Here is a 21,372-nt window from a genome sequence, read left to right as displayed (position 1 = left end):
AGGTTTGCGTCACCCTCCCAACCCCAGCGCCGGTCCCGCCTCGCCGCAACGCCTTGCGGTGTATCCGAGGGCGGAACGGGACCAGTGTGCGGGTGATTCGCGCGCCATTGAGAAAGTTGCGGGGGAAATTTTGGTGTTTTTTGCGGGGTTTTGGGTAAGGGATTGATTTGGTTGGGAAGTATTTTGGGTGTGGGCGTGTTGGGGCGCGCATCGTGAGGCTTGAGGGTGGGGCTTACCCCCCTCTGGCCTGCCGGCCATCTCCCCCACAAGGAGGGAGATCGACTCGTGGTGGGCACCCGGCCGTCTTTACCGTTGCGGATAGAGCGGGGGCATTCGGCATGCAGGCCATCCTTCTGACGGCCGCGATTTGAGCGGTGGGCGTGCCTTTTGCCGATCTCCCCACCTGTGGGGGAGATGCCTGGCAAGGCAGAGGGGGGTGAGCGGCTGGCTCAGGCCTCAAGCGTCATCCTGAAGCTGCGGAAGGATAAGCAATTGGCAATAAGGCACTCTGCCCCACGTCCGCAACCCTCGTCCTTCGAGGCTCCGGCTGCGCCTGCGCACCTCAGGATGAGGGTTGCTGCTGTTGCGGTTCAATGTTTACGCGTCAGCGTTAAGCGCCAGCGTTAAGCGCCAACCTTTACGCGCTAGCGTTAAGCACCAGCGTCAAACACCCGCACTTTGCCATTCAAAACAGCCAAGGCGCACTCACCTCGCTCAAAAGCACTCCAGAAACAGCGCCTTCGTGTTCTCCACCGTCATTTCCACCGGATTACCGCCGCAGCTTGGGTCCTTGATGGCCTCTGCCACCAGTTCATCCACGCGGTCCGGCTTGATGCCCATGGCGGTCAGGTTTTCCGGTACGCCGAGTTCTTTGCGAAGCTCCAGCACGTAGTCGTAAAAACCGTCAAACCCGCCTTCGATGCCGAGATAGGCTGCCGCTCTAGCGATCTTGTCTTCGATGACGGGGCGGTTGAAGCGTAGGACGGCGGGCATGACGACGGCGTTGGTCATGCCGTGGTGGGTGTTGTAGACAGCGCCGATGGGATGGGACAGCGAGTGGATGGCGCCCAGCCCCTTCTGGAAGGCGACGGCGCCCATGGCGGCGGCGGCCATCATGTTCGAGCGTGCCTCGATATCCGTGCCGTCCTTATAGGCGCGCGGCAGATATTCCTTCACCAGCCGCAGGCCTTCGAGCGCGATGCCCTGGCTCATGGGGTGGAAGAAGGGCGAGGAATAGGCTTCCAGGCAATGGGCAAACGCATCCATGCCGGTGCCTGCGGTAATCGCCTTGGGCATGCCGACCGTCAACTCAGGATCGCAGATGACCACGCCGGGCAGAAATTTCGGGTGGAAGATGATCTTCTTCACATGGGTCTGCGAATTGGTGATGACGCTGGCGCGGCCCACTTCCGAGCCAGTGCCAGCCGTTGTCGGCACGGCGACGATGGGCGCGATGCCATCGGAATTGGCGCGCGTCCACCAGTCGCCGATATCCTCGAAATCCCAGACCGGGCGGGTCTGGCCTGCCATGAAGGCGACGGCCTTGCCGAGGTCGAGACCCGAACCGCCGCCGAAGGCTACGACGCCGTCATGGCCGCCATCCTTGAAGGCTTTGACGCCTGCTTCGAGGTTGATCTCGTTGGGATTGGGGTCCACATCGGCAAAGATGGCGCGGCCAAGGCCTGCCTCTTCCAGAATATCCAGCGCGTGGCCGGTGATCGCCATGCTGGCGAGGCCCCGGTCGGTGACCAGCAGCGGCTTCTTGATGCCGAGCTGCTTGCAGGCATCCGCCAATTCCTTGATGCGGCCGCGTCCCATCTTGATCGGGGTCGGGTAGCTCCAGTTTGCGACGATGTTCATTTCGTGACTTTCTTCAGATGGTAGGATTTTGGACGGGTCAGGTTCTGGAAGCCGATGACCGAAAGCGAGCCGCCGCGGCCGGTTTCCTTGACGCCGGTCCAGCACAGGGCTGGGTCGAGATAATCGGCGCGGTTCATGAAAACGGTGCCGGTTTCGATCTCGCGACCGATGCGCCCTGCCCGCTCAGCGTCCTGCGTCCATAACGATGCGGTCAGGCCGTATTTGCTGTCATTCATCAGGCGGATGGCTTCGTCGTCGTTCTTCACCTTCATGATGCCGACGGCGGGACCGAAGGTTTCCTCGGTCATGAACTCCATAGAGTGATCGACATCAACGAGGATTTGCGGCGCGACATAGGCGCTTTCGCCATCATCTGCTGCAAAGAGTTTTGGATCGACAAGCGCTTTCGCGCCCTTGGCAACCGCATCCGCCACCTGCTGGCGCACCACCTTCGCGAAACGCTTGTTGGCCATCGGGCCGAGCGAGGTTTCCTGTTCCAGCGGGTTGCCGAGCTTGTAATTGGAAACCCAGGCGACGGACTTTTCGACGAAAGCGTCGAACAGCGCTTCATTGACATAGACACGCTCGATGCCGCAGCAGCATTGGCCCGAATTGAAGGTCGCACCGTCCATCAGCGTATCGACCGCCGCATCCAGATCGGCATCTTCCATGACATAGCCGGGGTCCTTGCCGCCAAGTTCCAGACCGAGACCGGTGAAGGTGCCAGCCGCAGCGCGCTCGATGGCGCGACCACCTTCGACGGAGCCGGTGAAGTTTACGAAGTTGAAATTGCTTTCGGCAATCAGCGCCGATGTGGTCTGGTGATCAAGGAAAAGGTTGGCGAAAACATCATCCGGCACACCCGCCTCGACAAAGGCGCGGACCATGCGCTCACCCACCAGCAAGGTCTGCGCGGCGTGCTTGATGACAACGGTGTTGCCCGCCATCAAGGCAGGCGCAATAGTGTTGATCGCCGTCATATAAGGATAGTTCCACGGCGCAATCACGAAGACGACGCCATGTGCTTCGCGCTCGATGCGGCGTTCGAAATTGCCGCTTTCCTCAATGACGAGCGGTGCAAGGGCATCCGCCGCGATGGACGCGACATAGTTGGAGCGTTCGTTGAAGCCCTTGAACTCACCGCCATAACGCACCGGGCGGCCCATCATACGGGCCAGTTCCGGCACGACCTCATCGACCATCTCGTTCAGCCGGGCCACGCCTTTCAGCACCAGTTGAACGCGATCCTCCAAAGGGCGACGCGCCCAGGATTTTTGCGCAGCACGCGCCTTCAACACGACGCCGCGCGCCGCATCCAGCGACATCGCCTCACGCTCGGCATAAACAGTGCCGTCGATCGGCGAGATATTCTGGATCATGACCATGATGGTTCTTCCCTAACTTTTTTGCCTCACATCGGATGACCCGAAAACCGCTTCACACTTTTCGGTCCGATGTCGTTTATGCCCGTTCGAACCCACGTGCGACTTCCCAGTCTGTAACCCGGCGGTCGTATTCTTCCTGCTCCCATTTTGCGGCGCGAACATAGTGGTCGATGACATCATCTCCGAAAGCGCTGCGCAGCATCTTGGAGGTGTTAAGGTGATCCGTCGCATCCCGCAATGTCTTGGGTATCTCGCGGATGTCCTTGCCACCATAGGCGTCGCCTTCGAACTGCGCCTCAAGTTCCATCTTGTTTTCGATGCCGTCAATGCCTGCCGCCAGAAGCGCGGCCATGGCGAGGTGTGGGTTGAGGTCGGAGCCGCCGACGCGGCATTCGATGCGGATGCCTTTGGTATCTGCGCCGCACAGGCGATAGCCTGCCGTGCGGTTATCCGTGCTCCACACGGCTTTGGTGGGCGCAAACGTGCCTGCCATATAGCGCTTGTAGGAGTTGATGTAAGGCGCGAGAAAATAGGTGATTTCGCTGGCGTGAGCCAAAAGCCCGGCGATGTAATGCTTCATCATCGCGGACATGCCGTGGTCGGCGTCCTTGTCCAGAAACATCGGCGTCTTGCCATCGAGGCTCCACAGCGACTGGTGAATGTGCGACGAGCTGCCTGCCGCGCTGTAATTCCACTTGGCCAGAAAGGTCACGGCCTTGCCCTTGGACCAGGCGATTTCCTTGGTGGCGTTCTTGATGATGGCGTGGCGGTCGGCCATGGTGAGCGCATCGGCGTAGCGCACGTTGATTTCTTCCTGACCGGCAGAAGCCTCGCCCTTGGAATTTTCCACCGGAATGCCCGCACCCTGCAAGCCGTTGCGAATGGCGCGCATGACCTCTTCTTCCTTGGTGGTCTGGAAGATGTGGTAGTCTTCATTATAGGCGCTGGCCAGTTGCAGATCGCGGTAGCCATTGGCGCGGGCGGTCTCGAAGCTTTGGTCGAACAGGAAGAACTCCAGCTCGCTGGCCATATAGGCCTTCAGGCCCATGGCTTCGAGGCGGGCGACCTGCTTCTTGAGCATGGCGCGCGGGGAATGGGCGACTTCTGCGTGGGTGTGGTGGTCATAGGCGTCGCACAGAACGAGTGCCGTGCCTTCCAGCCATGGCACGCGCCGCAAGGTCGAGAGATCGGGCTTCAGCGTATAATCGCCGTAACCCTTTTCCCAGCTGGTGGATTTGTAGCCCGGCACGGTTTCCATTTCCATGTCGGTGGCCAGCAGATAATTGCAGGTATGGGTTTCCTCATAGGCGCTTTCCACGAAGAATTCCGCCTGGAAGCGTTTGCCCATCAGACGACCCTGCATATCCACGAGGCATGCCAGAACCGTGTCTATGCGCCCCTCGGCGACATCTTTCTTGAGGTCTTCGAATGTGTAGGTCGTCGTCATGATTGTTCCGTTCCCTTTGTTTATGGGGCGACCGTTGCCGGTCGCCCTGTTTGTCGGTCAGGCCTTGGCAGCCGCCGCATCGAGTGCGGCCTGCTTGTGCTCCAGCGCGAATTCCTCTTCCGGCGACAGGATGAGGCGGTGACGGCCGACCAGCGCGAAATAGGCAATCGCTACGGCAAACCACAGCGCCACCCAGATGACGCCCTTGGTGAAGTTCGGGTCCTGCACCTGATAGAGCAAGGTTATGACAGCGATAATGATGGTCAGCACAGCGCCGGGAATGCCGAGCGGCGAACGGAAGGGCCGTTCGATATTCGGCAGGTTACGGCGCAGCATGATGAAGGAGATGGCCTGCATGATGTAGGAGAACATCGCCCCGAACACGGCCATGTTGAGCAGCACGCTGCCGATGATGCTTCCGCCCTGCTCCGCACCCAACGCAAACCAGATGGTCATCATCACGGCAAGACCGACGATGGCACCCGTCAGCATCGCCACATGCGGTGTCTTGAACTTGGGATGCGTGACCGACAGCGCCGTCGGGAAATAGCCTGCCCGCGACAGCGAATAGATCTGGCGACCCTGCGCATAAAGAATGGTGTGGAAGCTGGCGATGAGGCCCGTGAGAGCAACAAAGCCCAAGAGAACCACGCCACCGTCACCGTAGACAGCCTTGAAACCATCCAGCAGCGGCTCCAGCGAAGAACCGAGATGGAAGGCGCCGATGCCGGGCAGCGAAGGGTTGAGCAGCACGATCATGAAGGCCGAGATCATCAGCGTGATGATGCCGAGAATGATGCCCTTGGGCATGTCGCGCTTGGGATCGACGGATTCTTCCGCTGCCAGCGGCAATTGCTCGATGGCGAGGAAAAGCCAGACCGCAAAGGGCAGCGTGGCCAGAACACCGGAGAAGCCGAAGGGGAAGAACGAGCCGTTGCCTTCCGGCAGTTCGATGGCCGCACCATCCGGCCCGACGCCGATGTTCAGGGCCCAGCGGGAGAAATCGATATTGGGAATGGCGCTGATCCAGAAGAAGACGAGAACACCCAGCGAAATCAGCGTGATGACCAGCGTTACCTTGAAGGATAGTTCAAGTCCGAAGACGTTGAGCGCGAGGAAGATGACGTAGAACAGCACCCATAGGAACGGCGAATAGACCGGATCGAGCCCGAGGATGGAGTTTACGTAAGCTGTGATGAAAGTAACGATGACGGCGGGGGTGAGGACGTATTCGACGTTCTCGCAAAGCCCGGTGATGAAGCCGCCCCAAGGGCCCATGGCCGTGCGGGCGAAGGAATAGGCAGCACCGGTGTGCGGCAGTGCCGGGCTCATTTCCGCGATGGAGAATGTCAGCCCCAGATACATGACGGCGATGATCATGCCCGCAACCAGCATGCCGCCCCAGCCGCCGGTAGCGAAGCCGAAGTTCCAACCGGAAAAATGGCCCGAAATAACCGCGCCGACGCCGAGCGCCCACAGCGACCAGACGCCCGCGTAACGCGAGAGCCCTCTTTTTTCGAAGTAAGATGCGTCAGCCTTCTTATAGCTGACCCCTGATGATGAACTGTCCATGCCGTTCTCTCCTGATCAAGAAAAACAGGCTGTCAGCCGGAATGGCCGATTTTGCCCCAGTCTCGGCGCGATGGAAAACCCGATCACGCCATGCACATCTGCTGTTCCCACGCTGCACCCGTGCCGATTGTTCGGCATTCTTGACGGTGCAGCGGCACTCCAGTTTCGCGAGGCAATTCCCGCGAAACGAATTACGAGGCGTCAGTGGCAATCCCCGCCACCAGAAGCCCATGTAGAAAATCGGCAGCGACCCGCTGCCCCTCTTCATCCTGTATGAGGTCGTTTCTGACCTCGATCATCACGTTCAAAAGCCCGTTCGGCAGCGCATGCAGACGCAGCGTGTGGGTCACGCCGTCTTCCGGGCCATAGGGCTCGTTGCGCTCCACCTTGAAGGATGCGCCCGCGGCATGGGCCAGCATTACATCGGCCAGCCGGGCGTCGGTATCGTGCAGAATGCCGATTTCGACTTCGCGGTGCTTGCCATGGTAGACCGGCGTAAAACTGTGGATCGTCACCAGAACCGGGTCTTGCCGAGCCGCGACAAGTTCGCCGATGCGATCATGAAACGGAATATAGAGCGCCGAGGTGCGCGCGAACCGCTCCGCATCGCTCAAATCCGCATTGCCGGGAATGTCATAGATTTCGCTGGTGACAGGCATGGCCGAGGGAGATTCCGGCGGGCGATTGCAGTCATAGATCAGCCGGGAATAATTCTGGTAGATGACGGTCGCATCGAGACTGGCCGAAAGAAGACGGGTGACCGCGAGAGCACCAGGATCCCAGGCAATATGGCTTGCAAGCACGTCTTCGCTGAGGCCAAGGGTGCCGAAGCGGGCGGGCAGCCTGCGCGACGCATGTTCGCACACCAGCAGCACGCGGCTCTTTCCGTCAGCGTTTTCCACGACAACAGGCTCTGCCTCGTCGCTTGTGAAAAACTGGCTTTGCACCATCATGGTGAACCCCGCTGTCAACATCACTGTCCCCCGACAGTTAGAAAAGAATTCTTCACGCGCACCAAAGTGTCAAATGGTTTTTGAAATTTTCTCTTCATTTTTTCGATTGACTCCATCTGCCCGCCGTATCTTAATCAGCGCTAACAGACCGGCGAAAAGCTCGGCTAGGGGAAAAATTTGCACAGTTCTGCCGCGACCGTTTCGGACGTTATCCAGGCTCATTACGAGAGCCTGACGCGTGCCGAAAAGCGTCTGGCGGAAAGTCTTCTTGGTAATTACCCGGTCTCAGGGCTGGGAAGCATCACCACCGTTGCGGAAAATGCAGGCGTTTCGACGCCGACCGTGGCGCGCATGGTGCAAAAGCTGGGTTTCAAGGGTTATGCGGAGTTTCAGGCACGGCTGCATCAGGAGCTGGAAGCCACCATTTCCAACCCCATTGCCAAGCATGACCGCTGGGCCAGCAATGCGCCGGGCCTGCACATTCTCAACCGCTTTGCCGATGCGATAACCAACAATCTGCGCGACACGCTAAGCGACCTCGACACCGCTGATTTCGACAATGCCGCAGCCCTGCTGTCCGATCGTAAACGCAGCCTCTACTTTGTCGGCGGGCGCATTACCGGGGCGATTGCCGAATATTTCTTCACCCACATGCAGGTCATCCGCCCCAAGACGGCGCTGATGTCGTCCAACTCCAGCTCATGGCCGCAATTCATGCTGAACATGAACGCGGGAGACGTGCTGGTGATGTTCGATATCCGCCGTTACGAGCAGGACATGGTGACGCTGGCGCAGGTGGCACATGACAATAATGTCCGCATATTGCTGTTTACCGACCAGTGGACCTCACCGGTTTCGCGCTTTGCCGAACATACGTTTCGCGTGCGCATCGAGGCGCCATCGGCGTGGGACAGCTCCGTCGTCACGCTGTTCGTGGTGGAAGCGCTGATCGAGGCCGTGCAGAACAACAGCTGGGACGAGACCCGCCAGCGCATGAACTCTCTCGAAGGTCTCTTCGAGCAGACACGCCTGTTCAGAAAACCGGAAAAGGGAGAAAAGTAGAGGGCCGGAGGCAGCGCACAATTCTGATCAACGGCGCAACACGAATTTTTTATGTCGTTTTTTAAATATCATGGCGACGACAGGGCGTAATGATGGCAATAAAACGGCAGGGGCCAGATAAGGGCGAAAACTCGCCTGAAAAAACCGTCACATAACGTTCATGCAACCCACGTATCAGCGTCGCCAGACGCATGAGACACAAGAGGAGACTAAACGTGATCTCGCACAGCCGCCGACTGCTATCGCTGACAACAGCACTGGTCATCGCATCCACCGCGATCGCCTCTGCCGCACCGAGCGAAGAACTCATCGCCGCCGCCAAGAAGGAAGGCATGCTGACGACCATCGCCCTGCCCCACGACTGGTGCGGCTATGGCGACGTTATCGCCTCCTTCAAGGCCAAGTATCCTGAAATTCAGGTGAACGAACTGAACCCGGACGCCGGTTCTGCCGACGAAGTCGAAGCCATCAAGGCCAACAAGGACAACAAGGGCCCGCAGGCGCCTGACGTGATCGACGTTGGTCTGGCTTTCGGCCCACAGGCCAAGAAGGAAGGTCTCCTCCAGCCTTACAAGGTTTCCACCTGGGACGAAATTCCTGACAATGTGAAGGACGCCGAAGGCTACTGGTACGGCGACTATTACGGCGTCATGTCCATGTTCGTGAACAAGGACCTCGTCACCAATTCTCCAAAGGACTGGGCCGATCTGCTGAAGCCGGAATATGCCGGTCAGGTTGCTCTCGCCGGTGACCCGCGCGCCTCCAATCAGGCTATTCTGGGTGTTCTCGCTGCCGGTCTTTCCACGGGTGCCAAAGACGGCAAGGAAGCTGGCGAAGCCGGTCTGAAGTATTTTGCCGAGCTCAACAAGGCTGGCAACTTCGTTCCCGTCATCGGCAAGGCCGGTACGCTGGCACAGGGCGCAACACCAATCATCGTAGCATGGGACTATAACGCCCTGTCCTGGGCAAAGACGCTGAACGGCAACCCGCCGACAGAAGTCGTTGTTCCTGAAAAGGGCGTTCTGGCTGGCGTTTACGTGCAGGGCATCTCCGCCTACGCACCGCATCCAAACGCTGCCAAGCTGTGGATGGAGCATCTCTATTCCGACGAAGGCCAGCTTGGCTGGTTGAAGGGCTTCTGCCACCCGATCCGCTTCAACGCGATGGCAAAGGCAAACAAGATTCCAAAGGATCTCTTGGACGCCCTGCCACCAGCAGCAGCCTATGAAAAGGCAATCTTCCCGACACTCGAAGACGTGGATGCCAACAAGGCTGCCGTCACCGGCGGTTGGGACAAGGTTGTCGGCGCCAACGTGAAGTAACGAAATAAACAGCCGCCCCGGTATTTCCAAAGGTCGGGGCGGCTGATTTACAGTATAGAAGACCGCAATGATCGCGGCGTTTGGGAACATGATATGTCATCAAACATCAGTGGCGCGCCATCGCGACCAGCAGCCGGGCGACGCCTGAAGCTGGAGTGGCTGGGTGTTTTGCCATTTGCCATTTTTATTCTGCTCTTTTTGATCATGCCGACGATGAAAATCGTCATCGGCGCTTTTCAGACGCCGGATGGCAGCTTTACGCTGCAAAACCTTGCTGATCTTTTCACGACGTCCATTCTCTCGGCCTACTGGATTTCCATCAAGATCAGCGTTGCCTCGGCAGCCCTTGGCTGTCTGATCGGTTTCGGGGTGGCCACAGCCGTGGTGCTGGGCGGCCTGCCGCAGAAAATCCGCGCGCCTCTGCTTACATTTTCCGGCGTCGCTTCGCAGTTCGCAGGCGTGCCGCTGGCCTTCGCCTTCATCGCCACACTTGGCCCTGTCGGCCTCGTGACCGTATTCTTGAAAACACAGGTCGGGCTCGACCTGCGCCTGCTCGGCTTCAACATCCTGTCCTTTTGGGGACTGACCATCACCTATCTGTTTTTTCAGATACCGCTGATGATCCTCATCATCACTCCGGCGCTGGACGGCTTGAAGCGCGAATGGCGTGAGGCAGCGGAAATTCTGGGCGCAAGCGGCTTTCAATATTGGCGCATGGTGGCCTTCCCCATTCTGCTGCCCTCCATTCTCGGCACGTTCTCGCTGTTGTTCGCCAATGCCTTCGGCGCGGTTGCCACGGCAATTGCGCTCACCGGCTCGTCGCTCAACATCGTGCCTATTCTGCTGTTTGCGCAAATCCGTGGTGACGTGTTGGGCAATCCCAATCTTGGTTATGCGCTGGCCTTCGGCATGATCCTTGTCACCTGCATTGCCAACACGCTCTACATCTGGATGCGCACGCGCAGTGAAAGGTGGCTGAAATGAAGCGGATTTTCGCCTGGGGCGCGCTGCTGTTCGGCCTGCTCTATTTCGCCCTGCCGCTGATCGGCATGACCAACTTCTCACTGAAAATGCGCCGCGGCGAATATTCCTTCGACGCCTACGCCAAGGTTCTGGGCGATCCGCGCTTTCAGGAAACCTTTACCTTCTCCGTCATCATGGCGCTGGTCACCATCATCTTTGGCGTGCTGCTGGTGGTGCCGACGGCCTATTGGGTGCGGCTGAAACTGCCTGCCTTGCGGCCCGTCATCGAATTCATCACGCTTCTGCCGCTGGTCATTCCCGCCATCGTCATCGTCTTCGGTTACATCAGGCTCTACAACACCTCCAGCTGGCTGCCGCTGACGGGCACGACATCTGGCACCAATCTGCTGTTGATGTTCGGTTATACCACGCTCGCCCTGCCCTATATGTACCGCGCCGTCGATACCGGGCTTCGCACCATCGACATCACCACGCTGACGGAGGCCGCGCAAAGCCTCGGTGCCGGGTGGACGACCATTCTCGCCCGCATCATTTTGCCGAATGTGCTGGTGGCCGTACTGTCAGGCGCGTTCCTCACCTTCGCCATCGTCATCGGTGAATTCACCATGGCAGCGCTGCTGAACCGTCCGGCCTTCGGCCCTTACATGCAGCTTCTCGGCGCCAACCGCGCCTATGAGCCTGCAGCGCTGGCCGTGATTTCCTTCGGCATCACATGGGGCTGCCTGGGCCTGATCCAGCTCGTCTCGCGTTACCAAAAAGGCTTGGCCCCCAAGGCCTGAGGATTTATTTTATGAGCTTTTTGACACTTCAGAACATCAAAAAATCCTTCGGTCAGGTTCAGGTCGTCCATGATTTCAACATGGCGATCGAGCAGGGAGAATTCGTTTCCTTCCTCGGGCCATCGGGCTGCGGCAAGACCACGATCCTGCGCATGATTGCCGGTTTCGAAACGCCGAGCGATGGCTCCATCGTCATCAAGGGCAAGGACCAGACGGCGCTGAAACCCAACCAGCGCAATATCGGCATGGTGTTTCAGGCCTATGCGCTGTTTCCCAATATGAATGTTTACGAAAACGTCGCTTTTGGCCTCCAGATCGCGGGCAAGCCCAAGGCGGAAATCGATGCGCGGGTGAAGGAAATGCTGGCGCTGATCCATCTGGATCACCTGGCCGACCGCTACCCCTACCAGATGTCCGGCGGACAGCAGCAGCGCGTGGCGCTGGCGCGCGCGCTCGCTCCCAAGCCGCAGGTTCTGCTGCTGGACGAGCCGCTGTCTGCGCTCGATGCCAAGATCCGCGTTTCGCTGCGCGAAGAAATCCGCAGTATTCAGCGCAAGCTCGGCATCACCACCATTTTCGTGACACACGATCAGGAAGAGGCGCTCACCATCTCCGACCGCATCGTGGTGATGAATGCCGGTCGCGCCGACCAGATCGGAACACCCTTCGACATTTACAACAAGCCAGCAACCCGCTTTGTCGCATCCTTCGTGGGTACGTTGAACCTGATCGATGCCACCGTTGTCGATGCATCCACCAGCACGATCCAGATCGGCGACCAGCAGGTTTCGCTGAAGAAGCCGCTGGGCAAAGGCAATGGCGAGAAGGTCACCGTGGCGTTGCGGCCCGAGGCTGGCTCTCTCGGTGAAGCCAATGTCGGCGACGTTGCCATATCAGGCACCGTGACCTCCAGCCACTTCCTCGGCTCGGTCATCCGGACACGCATGGATGTGGGCGGAGCGACGCTCTCCTTCGATATGTTCAACGACCCCGGCAAGACTCCACCTGATATCGGTGAACGGATCACGCTGAAATTCGCATCAGAAGATTTGATGATTGTGGCAGACTGACCCCCGGAAGGTGGCTTTCAAGTCTATCACGCAATGCACGACAGCGGCTGTGGCTCACCCCCCTCTGTCCTGCCGGACATCTCCCCCACAGGTGGGGAGATCGACTCGTGTTGGCCGCTCGGCTATCTCATCCGTCGAGATTGAAGTGATGTCGGGACGCCCATCCGATCTCCCTCCTTGAGGGGGAGATGCCCGGCAGGGCAGAGGGGGGTAAGCCACACCTACTGTATTTCAATGCGCCAAGGAGAGAATATCGCATCCAAAAAGAGATTCCGATTTTCACTCCAACGGTCTAGTGACGACGGCATCGGGAAATACACCACCTGATATCGGCGAGCACATCACGCTGAAATTCGCATCAGAAGATTTGATGATTGTAGCAGACTGACGCACTGTTTCTCACCGGGAGATCGGGCTAGACAAGTCCATCTCAGGAGATCAGTCATGCGCGCATTGTTCTACGAACGCTTCGGTGAAGCCCCTCTTATCGCGAACCTGCCGGACCCGGAATCGACACCGGGCGGCGTGGTGATTGCGGTCAAGGCGACCGGGCTCTGCCGCAGTGACTGGCACGGCTGGATGGGTCATGACAGTGATATCCGCTTGCCGCATGTGCCGGGCCATGAGTTTGCGGGCGTCATTTCCGCCATCGGCAAAAACGTCATGCGTTTCAAGGTCGGTGACCGCGTCACCGTGCCGTTCGTCTCCGGCTGCGGCCATTGCCAGGAATGCCGCTCCGGCAACCAGCAGGTCTGCGAAACGCAGTTCCAGCCGGGCTTTACCCATTGGGGCTCCTACGCCGAATATGTCGCCATCGACTATGCCGACCAGAACCTTGTGCATATGCCTGACGATATGGCGTTCGATACGGCCGCCAGCCTCGGCTGCCGCTTCGCCACCTCGTTCCGCGCCGTGGTCGATCAGGGTCGGCTGAAGGGCGGCGAGTGGCTGGCTGTGCATGGCTGCGGCGGCGTGGGCCTCTCGGCCATCATGATCGGCGCCGGGCTCGGCGCGCAGGTCGTCGCCATCGACATTGCCGACGACAAGCTGGCGCTGGCGAAAGCGCTGGGCGCGACCGCCACCATCAACAGCCGCGAGGTTGCCGATGTCAGCGAGGCCGTTCGCGACATCACCGGCGGCGGCGCGCATGTCTCCGTCGATGCGCTGGGCCATCCGCAGACCTGCTGCAACTCCATCACCAACCTGCGCCGTCGCGGCCGCCATGTGCAGGTGGGCCTGATGCTGGCTGACCACTCCATGCCGCAAATTCCGATGGCGCGTGTCATTGCGCATGAGCTGGAGATCTACGGCAGCCATGGCATGCAGGCCTGGCGTTATGATGATATGCTGGCGATGATCAGGTCGGGCAAGCTTTCGCCGGAAAAGCTGATCGGGCGGCATATTACGCTGTCGGATGCGGTGACGGCATTGCCTGCGATGGATACGTTCAGGGAGAGCGGGATCAGTATTATTGATCGGTTTGAGTAGGGCTGCGGTGCTACGGCGAGTGATGAGCTCGTGGCACCCCCTCTGTCCTGCCGGACATCTCCCCCACAAGGAGGGAGATCAGCTGGGCGCATGCTCCCCACTTGATACTCGACCGTCAAGATGGGTGAGAGGTCTCCACAAGTCGATCTCCCCACCTGTGGGGGAGATGTCCGGCAGGACAGAGGGGGGTGAGCCGCACCCACCAACACCCAACGCCCCCCCACTCAAGCCGCAGCCATAGCCGCCAAGATCGTCATCAGCGCCGAGATGCGATTGATCTTGCTGGCTGTGTAAGACGCCACCCCCTCCCTGCCGCGCACAAGCCGGGCACCGAGATAGAGCACGGTGTGGGCCACGAAGAAGAAGGCGAGCGGGCCGATGATGAGAGCAGCGATGCCCTCGCCCCATTTGCCATCGCTTGCGGCACCGGTCACGACATGGGCGCTGAGGATCGTCAGGGTGATGAAGACCAGCAAGAGAGAAGAAAGCTGCTGCACGTTAATCTCCGATGAGGACGCCAATGGAAGTCACAACCTTTGAATACATTCAAATAGTCTAATATTATTTAAAGGCGTTATCAACAATTGCGCCTTCTGGCGGAAACGCACGGAAACGAGCAGCGCCAGAACGGCAAAAAGCGCGGAGCGATCCGCGCTTTTTCTATTTTAAATCAATACCTAAGAGCCGACTTCGGAATCAACCCGACAACCACCTGAATCGAATTGTCAGATGGCGGTTTCTACTTTTTTCGGCCTCGGTCTATCGTCTACTCATGGGGCAATCGCGGTCTGCCATGGCAATGCATTGCCGTTCATCGGTCACCCCGCCTCGCCATTCTCGATAGGTAGCGCAGAGTTGATCAATGGGGTCAACGCCATCCGAAGAGGTATAGGATGTGGCATTCAGCCCTTTGGCAATGATTTCGTCGACGACCGCGCGGTCAGACCAGCAGATACGATGGCCGAGATAGGCGCGTTCGAGGCTTTGTGAACGAAGAAGCGGTTTAAGGTCGATCTTTCGATGCCCTTCCAGATTCACATGTTTCAGATTGGGCAGTGTCGCCAGGACAGATATATCGGTGTAATCGGAAGCGCTTAGGTTGAGAGTTTCGATATCGCGTAACTGTGCAAGCACCGACAAGTCAGAAACGGCAGTATTGGAAAGAGCGACAGACTTCAGGCGGGTATTGCCCGACAGCGGCGTCAGATCTTTGATCGTGGAATCGATGATATCGAGGCGCTCGAGGGAGACAAGACCGGCAATCGGCGCGAGGCTGTCGAGCCCTTTTGGTTGGAGTGAAAGTTCTCGCAGCCGCTTCGCGTTCGAAAGCGCCGAGAGGTCGCGTACGCCATAAAGTCGAACTTTGATCAGTCCATCGATGTCGGCGAGATTTCCGATATTGCCTGTCTGCCACGAATCGTGATCGATCTCGATATCGGTTTTCATCGTCCGAAGCGGTGCCAGATCATCTTTCTCGCTGGCTCGCAGCGACAGGTATTTCAGCTGCGAGAGACGCATAACCGCTGAGAGATCGGCTCCCCCGACCCTCCCAAGCTCCAGCCGCTTGATGCCCGTTAGCTGACCGAGGCTGCCTGTATCATGGATGAGAGCAACCGAGATACGGAGTTCCTGCAGGTCCCTTGCCGCGATCAACGGCGCCAGACTATCGATCTCGGTATGACCGAGATCGAGATATTGCAGGCCAGGTAAACGCGCAACTTCCGCCAGCAAAGCCTGCGACACTTTCGGAGCAGCCGGAACCTCAAGTGGGGAATCCGGGTCTACGAGGTTGAGCGACAGGCAGCGTGTCTTGTCGGTCCCCGATGGGCAGTCGGCGTCCGGATGAACACCATATTGCTCCAGAGCCGCTCTGTGCTCCCGCAGCACCTCCGGCTCCATATAATAGTAATAGGCGCTGCTGCCCACCAAGACGCATGCCAGTATCCCAATCGCAAAAATACGCGTTCGTCTCGAAAAATACCCCAAGTAAAACTCCGTATGGCGTCCTGCCTTACGAGCAAGGCGAGACGCCACGGCACCTGTAGTTATGCCGCGTCACCAACCAAATCCTCTGCCTTTGCCGGCACGTAGTTCAACACGGGACCGAGCCAGCGCTCGACGTCTTCCACCGCCATGCCCTTGCGCTGGGCATAGTCCTGCACCTGATCGCGCTCCACCTTGGCAACGCCGAAGTAGTAGCTTTCGGGGTGGCCGATATAGAGGCCGGAGACGGAGGAGCCGGGCCACATGGCGTAGCTTTCGGTCAGCACCACACCGGTTTCTTCCGTCGCATCCAGCAGGCGGAACAGGGTTTCCTTTTCGGTGTGGTCGGGCTGGGCGGGATAGCCGGGGGCCGGGCGAATGCCGGCATAGGCCTCACCGATCAGATCGTCGGGGCCGAAGCTTTCATTGGCCGCATAACCCCAATATTCCTTGCGCACGCGCTCATGCATGCGCTCTGCAAAGGCTTCGGCGAAACGGTCGGCCAGTGCCTTGACGAGGATGGAGGAGTAATCGTCATTGGCCCGCTCGAAGCGTTCGGCAATCGCCACTTCCTCAATGCCCGCCGTGACCACGAAGCCGCCGACATAATCGGTAACGCCAGTGTCCTGCGGCATGACGAAATCCGACAGCGCCACATTGGGACGGCCATCGCGCTTGGACAGTTGCTGGCGAAGCGTGAAGAAGGTCGCGAGGTCTTGCCTACGGCTCTCATCCGTAAACAGTCTGATGTCGTCGCCCACCGCATTGGCAGGCCAGAAGCCGATGACGGCGCGGGGTCGGAACCACTTTTCGTCGATGATCTTCTTCAACATCGCCTGCGCATCGGCAAAGAGCTGACGCGCCGCCTCGCCCTGCTTCTCGTCCTGAAGAATGGCGGGGTAACGACCCTTCATCTCCCAGGTCTGGAAGAAGGGCGTCCAGTCGATGTATTTGGCAAGCTCTTCAAGGTCATAGCTCTCGAAGGTCTTGGTGCCGAGGAACTGCGGTTTGACCGGCTGGTAGGCCGTCCAGTCCACCTTGTGCGCATTGGCACGCGCACGTGACAGCGGCAGACGCAACTTTTCCCGCTCGTTGCGGGCATGGGCGTCGGCCACCTTGGCATATTCAGCGCGGATGCCATCGATATAGGCAGGTTTCTGATCGTCCGACAGCAGAGCGGACACAACACCCACGGCGCGCGAGGCATCGGTGACGTAGATCGCCTGACCCTTTTCATAACGCGGATGGATCTTGACAGCCGTATGCACGCGGCTGGTGGTGGCACCGCCGATAAGCAGTGGAATGTCGAAACCCTGACGCTCCATTTCGGCGGCAACATGCACCATTTCATCCAGCGACGGCGTGATGAGGCCGGACAGGCCGATGACATCGACCTTCTCGGCAATGGCCGTTTCCAGAATCTTGGTAGCGGGCACCATGACGCCAAGATCGATGATCTCGTAATTGTTGCAGGCGAGAACGACGCCGACGATGTTCTTGCCGATATCGTGCACGTCGCCCTTCACGGTCGCCATCAGCACCTTGCCGGCGGCCTTGCGCTGATCACCGCCGTTGAGGCGCTTCTCTTCTTCCATGTATGGCAGAAGAACGGCCACGGCCTGCTTCATGACGCGGGCGGATTTGACGACCTGCGGCAGGAACATCTTGCCCGAACCGAACAGATCGCCCACCACATTCATGCCCGCCATCAGCGGTCCTTCGATGACATGCAACGGACGGGCAGCACTCTGGCGCGCCTCTTCCGTATCGGCATCGATGTAATCGGTGATGCCGTTGACCAGCGCGTGTTCCAGACGCTTTTCCACCGGCCATTCGCGCCAGGCGAGATCCTGCACCTTGGCTTCGCGGCCCGGACCACCGCGGAACTTTTCCGCCACTTCCAGCAGCCGCTCGGTGCCATCGGCGCGGCGGTTCAGCACCACGTCTTCGCAGGCTTCGCGCAGTTCAGGATCGATGCTCTCGTAAACCGCAAGCTGCCCTGCATTGACGATGCCCATATCCATGCCGACCTGAATGGCATGGTAGAGGAACACGGCGTGCATGGCCTCGCGCACCGGCTCATTGCCACGGAAAGAGAAGGACAGGTTGGAAACACCGCCGGAAATATGAACCAGCGGCATGGTTTCGCGGATCGTCTTGGTGGCGTTGATGAAATCCACGCCGTAATTGTTGTGTTCCTCGATACCGGTGGCGACAGCAAAGACGTTGGGGTCGAAGATGATATCTTCGGGAAGAATGCCCGCTTTTTCGGTCAGCAGCTTATAGGCGCGGGTGCAGATTTCCACCTTGCGCTCGTAAGTGTCGGCCTGCCCGACCTCATCGAAGGCCATGACGACGACGGCGGCACCGTAATGGCGCACCAGACGCGCCTGCTCCAGAAACTTCTCCTCGCCTTCCTTCAGCGAGATGGAGTTGACGATGGATTTGCCCTGAACGCATTTCAGGCCAGCCTCGATGATCTCCCACTTGGATGAGTCGATCATGACAGGCACGCGGGCGATATCCGGCTCGGCAGCGATGAGGTTCAGGAATTCGACCATGGCCTTCTGGCTGTCGATCAGGCCTTCATCCATGTTGATGTCGATGATCTGCGCGCCGTTTTCCACCTGATCACGGGCAACAGCGAGAGCCGCCGTGTAATCGCCAGCGGTGATGAGCTTGCGGAACTTGGCAGAGCCGGTGACGTTGGTGCGCTCACCGACGTTGACGAAGGGAATATCCTTGGTCAGCACGAAGGGCTCGAGGCCCGACAGCGACATGAAGGAGCGGTGTTCCGCCACCTTGCGCGGCGGATATTTGGCAACGGCTTCGGCAATCGCGCGAATATGCTCTGGCGTTGAGCCACAGCAGCCGCCGACCACGTTGACGAGGCCTTCGCGGGCGAATTCCTCGACCTGTGCGGCCATCATCTCTGGTGTTTCGTCATACTGGCCGAATTCGTTCGGCAGGCCTGCGTTGGGATAGGCGCAGATGAAGGTGTCGGCCACTTCCGACAATTCCTGCAAATGCGGACGCATGGCGCTGGCACCCAGCGCGCAGTTCAGGCCGATGGTGAAGGGGTTAGCGTGGCGAACGGAGTTCCAGAAGGCAGAGGGCGTCTGGCCGGACAGCGTGCGGCCGGACAAATCGGTAATCGTACCCGAGATCATCACCGGCAGATGAATGCCCTTGGCGGCGAAGCGCTCTTCGCAGGCAAAGATCGCAGCCTTGGCGTTCAGCGTATCGAAAATGGTTTCGATGAGAATGAGATCGGCACCGCCATCGATCAGGCCGTCGATCTGCTCGCCATAGGCAATGCGCAGCTCATCGAAGCTGACGGCGCGGTAGCCGGGATTGTTGACATCTGGCGAAATCGAAGCCGTGCGGTTGGTGGGGCCAATGGCACCGGCCACGAACCGACGGCGACCGTCTTCCCGCTCCGCACGCTGGGCGGCACGGCGCACGATGAAGGCACCTTCGCGGTTGAGATCATAGACGGCACCTTCCATCTCGTAATCCGCCTGCGCAATGCGGGTGGAGGAAAACGTGTTGGTTTCCAGAATATCCGCACCTGCCATGGCATAGCGATAATGGATTTCCTCGATGGCATCCGGCTGGGTCAGGATGAGAAGGTCATTGTTGCCCTGCTGGTGACAGGCGCAGCCGATGAAGCGATCGCCCCGGAAATGGTCTTCATTGAAACCAAGCCCCTGGATCTGCGTGCCCATGGCACCATCGAGAACAAGGATGCGCTCCTGCGCCGCCTGACGCAGCGCCTTCAGGATTTCCGCGCCGTCTCTTTTGCCCCCTACGGGACCAAACAGATCTTCCAACATCGGCACACTCCTCATTCTCTTGCTGATTTGCAATATCTCAGTCACATAAAGATATCTTTATGTCAATATATGAAGCATTTTTGGTATTGCCACGCCTTTTACCGCGAGGGTACGAAATTTTCGTTATGGATGACACCGTTACGTCCCAAAGATATAGAAAATATCAAGGCAAACGATACAACGGGCTCAAGACTTACGTGCACCGCCTCCTCCCCTCATTCCTGTGCTTGTCACAGGAATGAGGGGAGGAGGCGGTTACTGTCAGGCACGATTGTAACGCCTACTGCGAATGAAATGAACGAGGAGGAAACGATGACCGAGGCGGAACACGCGAAAACCAACTGGAGCACCCTGCCCTGGCACCGGCAATGGCTGGTCAAGCAGGCCGAAGGTCTGTTCGACTTCTTCCAGTATCGCGCCATCAATCCCAAGGGTGGCTTTTTCGATCTCGACCGGCAGGGTGCGCCTTTGCAGCCGGACAATCCGGTGCGCGGCATTCACATGTCGGCGCGCATGGTGCACTGCTTTTCCATCGGCCATCTGCTGGGCCGCCCCGGTTGCGGCGATGTCATTGATCATGGCATGACATATTTGTGGAACAACCACCGCGACACGGAGCATGGCGGCTACTTCTGGCAGGTGGATGAGAACGGCCCTGTCGATGCAAGCAAGCAGGGTTATGGCCATGCCTTCGTGCTGCTTGCTGCCTCCTCGGCAAAGGCAGTGGGCCATCCGCTGGCCGACCAGATGCTGGCGGATATTACCGAGGTTCTGAACACCAAGTTCTGGGAAGAGAACCACGGCGCCATCAACGAGGAGTTTTACCGCGACTGGTCTCCCATCGAGAAGTATCGCGGCCAGAATTCCAACATGCACCTGACCGAAGCGCTGATGGCAGCCTTCGAGGCAACGGGCGACAAGTCCTATCTGACCAAGGCCGAGCGCATCGCCGATCTCGTCATCCGCCGTGCCGCCGGTGCCCTCGATTTCCGCGTGCCTGAGCATTTCGACGAGAACTGGGTGCTGGACAAGGATTATCGCGGCAACGAAATGTTCCGCCCCTCTGGCTCCACCCCCGGCCACTGGCTGGAATGGGCACGCCTCATCCTCCAGCTCTGGGTGCTGGGAGACCGCAAGCACGAATGGATGCCAACGGCGGCGAAATCGCTGTTTGTGCAATCCATGTCGCTGGGCTGGGACCGCGAAAAGGGTGGCTTCTTCTACACGCTGGGCTGGGACAACGTGCCTGCCAAGCGCGAAAAGCTGTGGTGGCCGATGTGCGAGGCCGCCGGTGCGGCCCACTTCCTCAACGAGCATCTGCCCGCCGACGAATTCTACGAAGACAGCTATCGCCGCATCTGGAGCACCATCGCCACCAGCTTCCTCGACCATCAGAACGGTGGCTGGCATGAGGAACTGACGGAAAATCTAATGCCCGCCAACACCATCTTCCCCGGCAAGGGCGACATCTACCACGCCCTGCAAGCCTGCCTCATCCCGCTGTTTCCGGCGGATGGCAGCCTGACGAAGGTGATTTCGGATAAGGGCGGTCGGTTTTAGCACGCTTGAGATTGATGGGGAGAGCCAGCCTCTCCGCCGTCACCCTCGGGCTTGTCCCGAGGGTCCAACGA

The 21,372-nt window shown here is 58.9% G+C and carries 15 protein-coding genes; 7 read left to right on the top strand and 8 right to left on the bottom strand.

Annotation, left to right across the window (positions count from 1 at the left end; genetic code table 11):
- Positions 1-714 precede the first annotated feature (714 nt).
- From ASF29_RS04595 to ASF29_RS04575, 5 genes are all read right to left on the bottom strand, one after another.
- Entirely contained in the window at positions 715-1,860 is a 1,146-nt protein-coding gene (locus ASF29_RS04595) for an iron-containing alcohol dehydrogenase (RefSeq protein WP_062449012.1), read from the bottom strand.
- Positions 1,857-3,245 carry an aldehyde dehydrogenase family protein gene (locus tag ASF29_RS04590; protein ID WP_062449010.1) on the bottom strand — a complete coding sequence of 463 codons (1,389 nt, stop codon included), beginning with the start codon at positions 3,243-3,245 and terminating at the stop codon, positions 1,857-1,859. The genes ASF29_RS04595 and ASF29_RS04590 overlap by 4 nt, the downstream gene beginning before the upstream one ends.
- A gap of 76 nt (positions 3,246-3,321) precedes the next feature.
- Positions 3,322-4,692, bottom strand: coding sequence for a glutamine synthetase family protein (locus ASF29_RS04585; RefSeq protein WP_062449008.1), 1,371 nt, complete (start codon positions 4,690-4,692; stop codon positions 3,322-3,324).
- 57 nt (positions 4,693-4,749) lie between these two features.
- Positions 4,750-6,264 (bottom strand): amino acid permease, encoded by a 1,515-nt coding sequence (locus ASF29_RS04580; protein WP_062449006.1) that lies wholly within the window; start codon positions 6,262-6,264, stop codon positions 4,750-4,752.
- Positions 6,265-6,455: 191 nt separating this feature from the next.
- Positions 6,456-7,217 (bottom strand): N-formylglutamate amidohydrolase, encoded by a 762-nt coding sequence (locus ASF29_RS04575; RefSeq protein WP_062449045.1) that lies wholly within the window; start codon positions 7,215-7,217, stop codon positions 6,456-6,458.
- A 177-nt stretch (positions 7,218-7,394) separates the two neighbouring features.
- Between ASF29_RS04575 and ASF29_RS04570 the strand changes: the two genes are divergently transcribed.
- From ASF29_RS04570 to ASF29_RS04545, 6 genes are all read left to right on the top strand, one after another.
- On the top strand, positions 7,395-8,279 hold the full coding sequence (locus tag ASF29_RS04570; protein ID WP_062449005.1) for a MurR/RpiR family transcriptional regulator: 885 nt from the start codon (positions 7,395-7,397) through the stop codon (positions 8,277-8,279).
- Between the two features lie 215 nt (positions 8,280-8,494).
- The gene (locus ASF29_RS04565) at positions 8,495-9,601 is read left to right on the top strand and encodes an ABC transporter substrate-binding protein (RefSeq protein ID WP_062449003.1); all 1,107 of its coding nucleotides are present in this window, start codon (positions 8,495-8,497) and stop codon (positions 9,599-9,601) included.
- Positions 9,602-9,694: 93 nt separating this feature from the next.
- The gene (locus ASF29_RS04560; protein WP_062449002.1) at positions 9,695-10,585 is read left to right on the top strand and encodes an ABC transporter permease subunit; all 891 of its coding nucleotides are present in this window, start codon (positions 9,695-9,697) and stop codon (positions 10,583-10,585) included.
- Positions 10,582-11,364: an ABC transporter permease gene (locus tag ASF29_RS04555; RefSeq protein ID WP_062449000.1), complete on the top strand. Its 783-nt coding sequence runs from the start codon at positions 10,582-10,584 to the stop codon at positions 11,362-11,364. The genes ASF29_RS04560 and ASF29_RS04555 overlap by 4 nt, the downstream gene beginning before the upstream one ends.
- 11 nt (positions 11,365-11,375) lie before the next feature.
- A complete protein-coding gene (locus tag ASF29_RS04550) occupies positions 11,376-12,434 on the top strand; it encodes an ABC transporter ATP-binding protein (protein ID WP_062448999.1) in 1,059 nt (352 codons plus the stop codon).
- 444 nt (positions 12,435-12,878) lie between these two features.
- Positions 12,879-13,922, top strand: a complete 1,044-nt coding sequence (locus ASF29_RS04545; protein WP_062448997.1) for a zinc-dependent alcohol dehydrogenase family protein — start codon at positions 12,879-12,881, stop codon at positions 13,920-13,922.
- Between the two features lie 224 nt (positions 13,923-14,146).
- On the opposite strand, the gene ASF29_RS04540 is transcribed toward ASF29_RS04545, so the two are convergent.
- The 3 genes from ASF29_RS04540 to metH form a co-directional block, all read right to left on the bottom strand.
- The gene (locus ASF29_RS04540) at positions 14,147-14,419 is read right to left on the bottom strand and encodes a hypothetical protein (protein WP_062448995.1); all 273 of its coding nucleotides are present in this window, start codon (positions 14,417-14,419) and stop codon (positions 14,147-14,149) included.
- 262 nt (positions 14,420-14,681) lie between these two features.
- Entirely contained in the window at positions 14,682-15,851 is a 1,170-nt protein-coding gene (locus tag ASF29_RS04535; protein WP_062448994.1) for a leucine-rich repeat domain-containing protein, read from the bottom strand.
- Between the two features lie 116 nt (positions 15,852-15,967).
- The gene (gene metH / locus ASF29_RS04530) at positions 15,968-19,741 is read right to left on the bottom strand and encodes a methionine synthase (protein ID WP_062448992.1); all 3,774 of its coding nucleotides are present in this window, start codon (positions 19,739-19,741) and stop codon (positions 15,968-15,970) included.
- Positions 19,742-20,053: 312 nt separating this feature from the next.
- Here metH and ASF29_RS04525 point away from each other — a divergent pair, with 312 nt between their 5' ends.
- Positions 20,054-21,301 (top strand): AGE family epimerase/isomerase, encoded by a 1,248-nt coding sequence (locus ASF29_RS04525; protein WP_082453382.1) that lies wholly within the window; start codon positions 20,054-20,056, stop codon positions 21,299-21,301.
- The last annotated feature ends 71 nt before the right edge of the window (positions 21,302-21,372 follow it).

Origin of the sequence: Rhizobium sp. Leaf262 (assembly GCF_001422245.1) — a bacterium.
GTDB lineage: Bacteria > Pseudomonadota > Alphaproteobacteria > Rhizobiales > Rhizobiaceae > Agrobacterium.
This window is presented reverse-complemented; position numbering and strand designations above follow the sequence as displayed.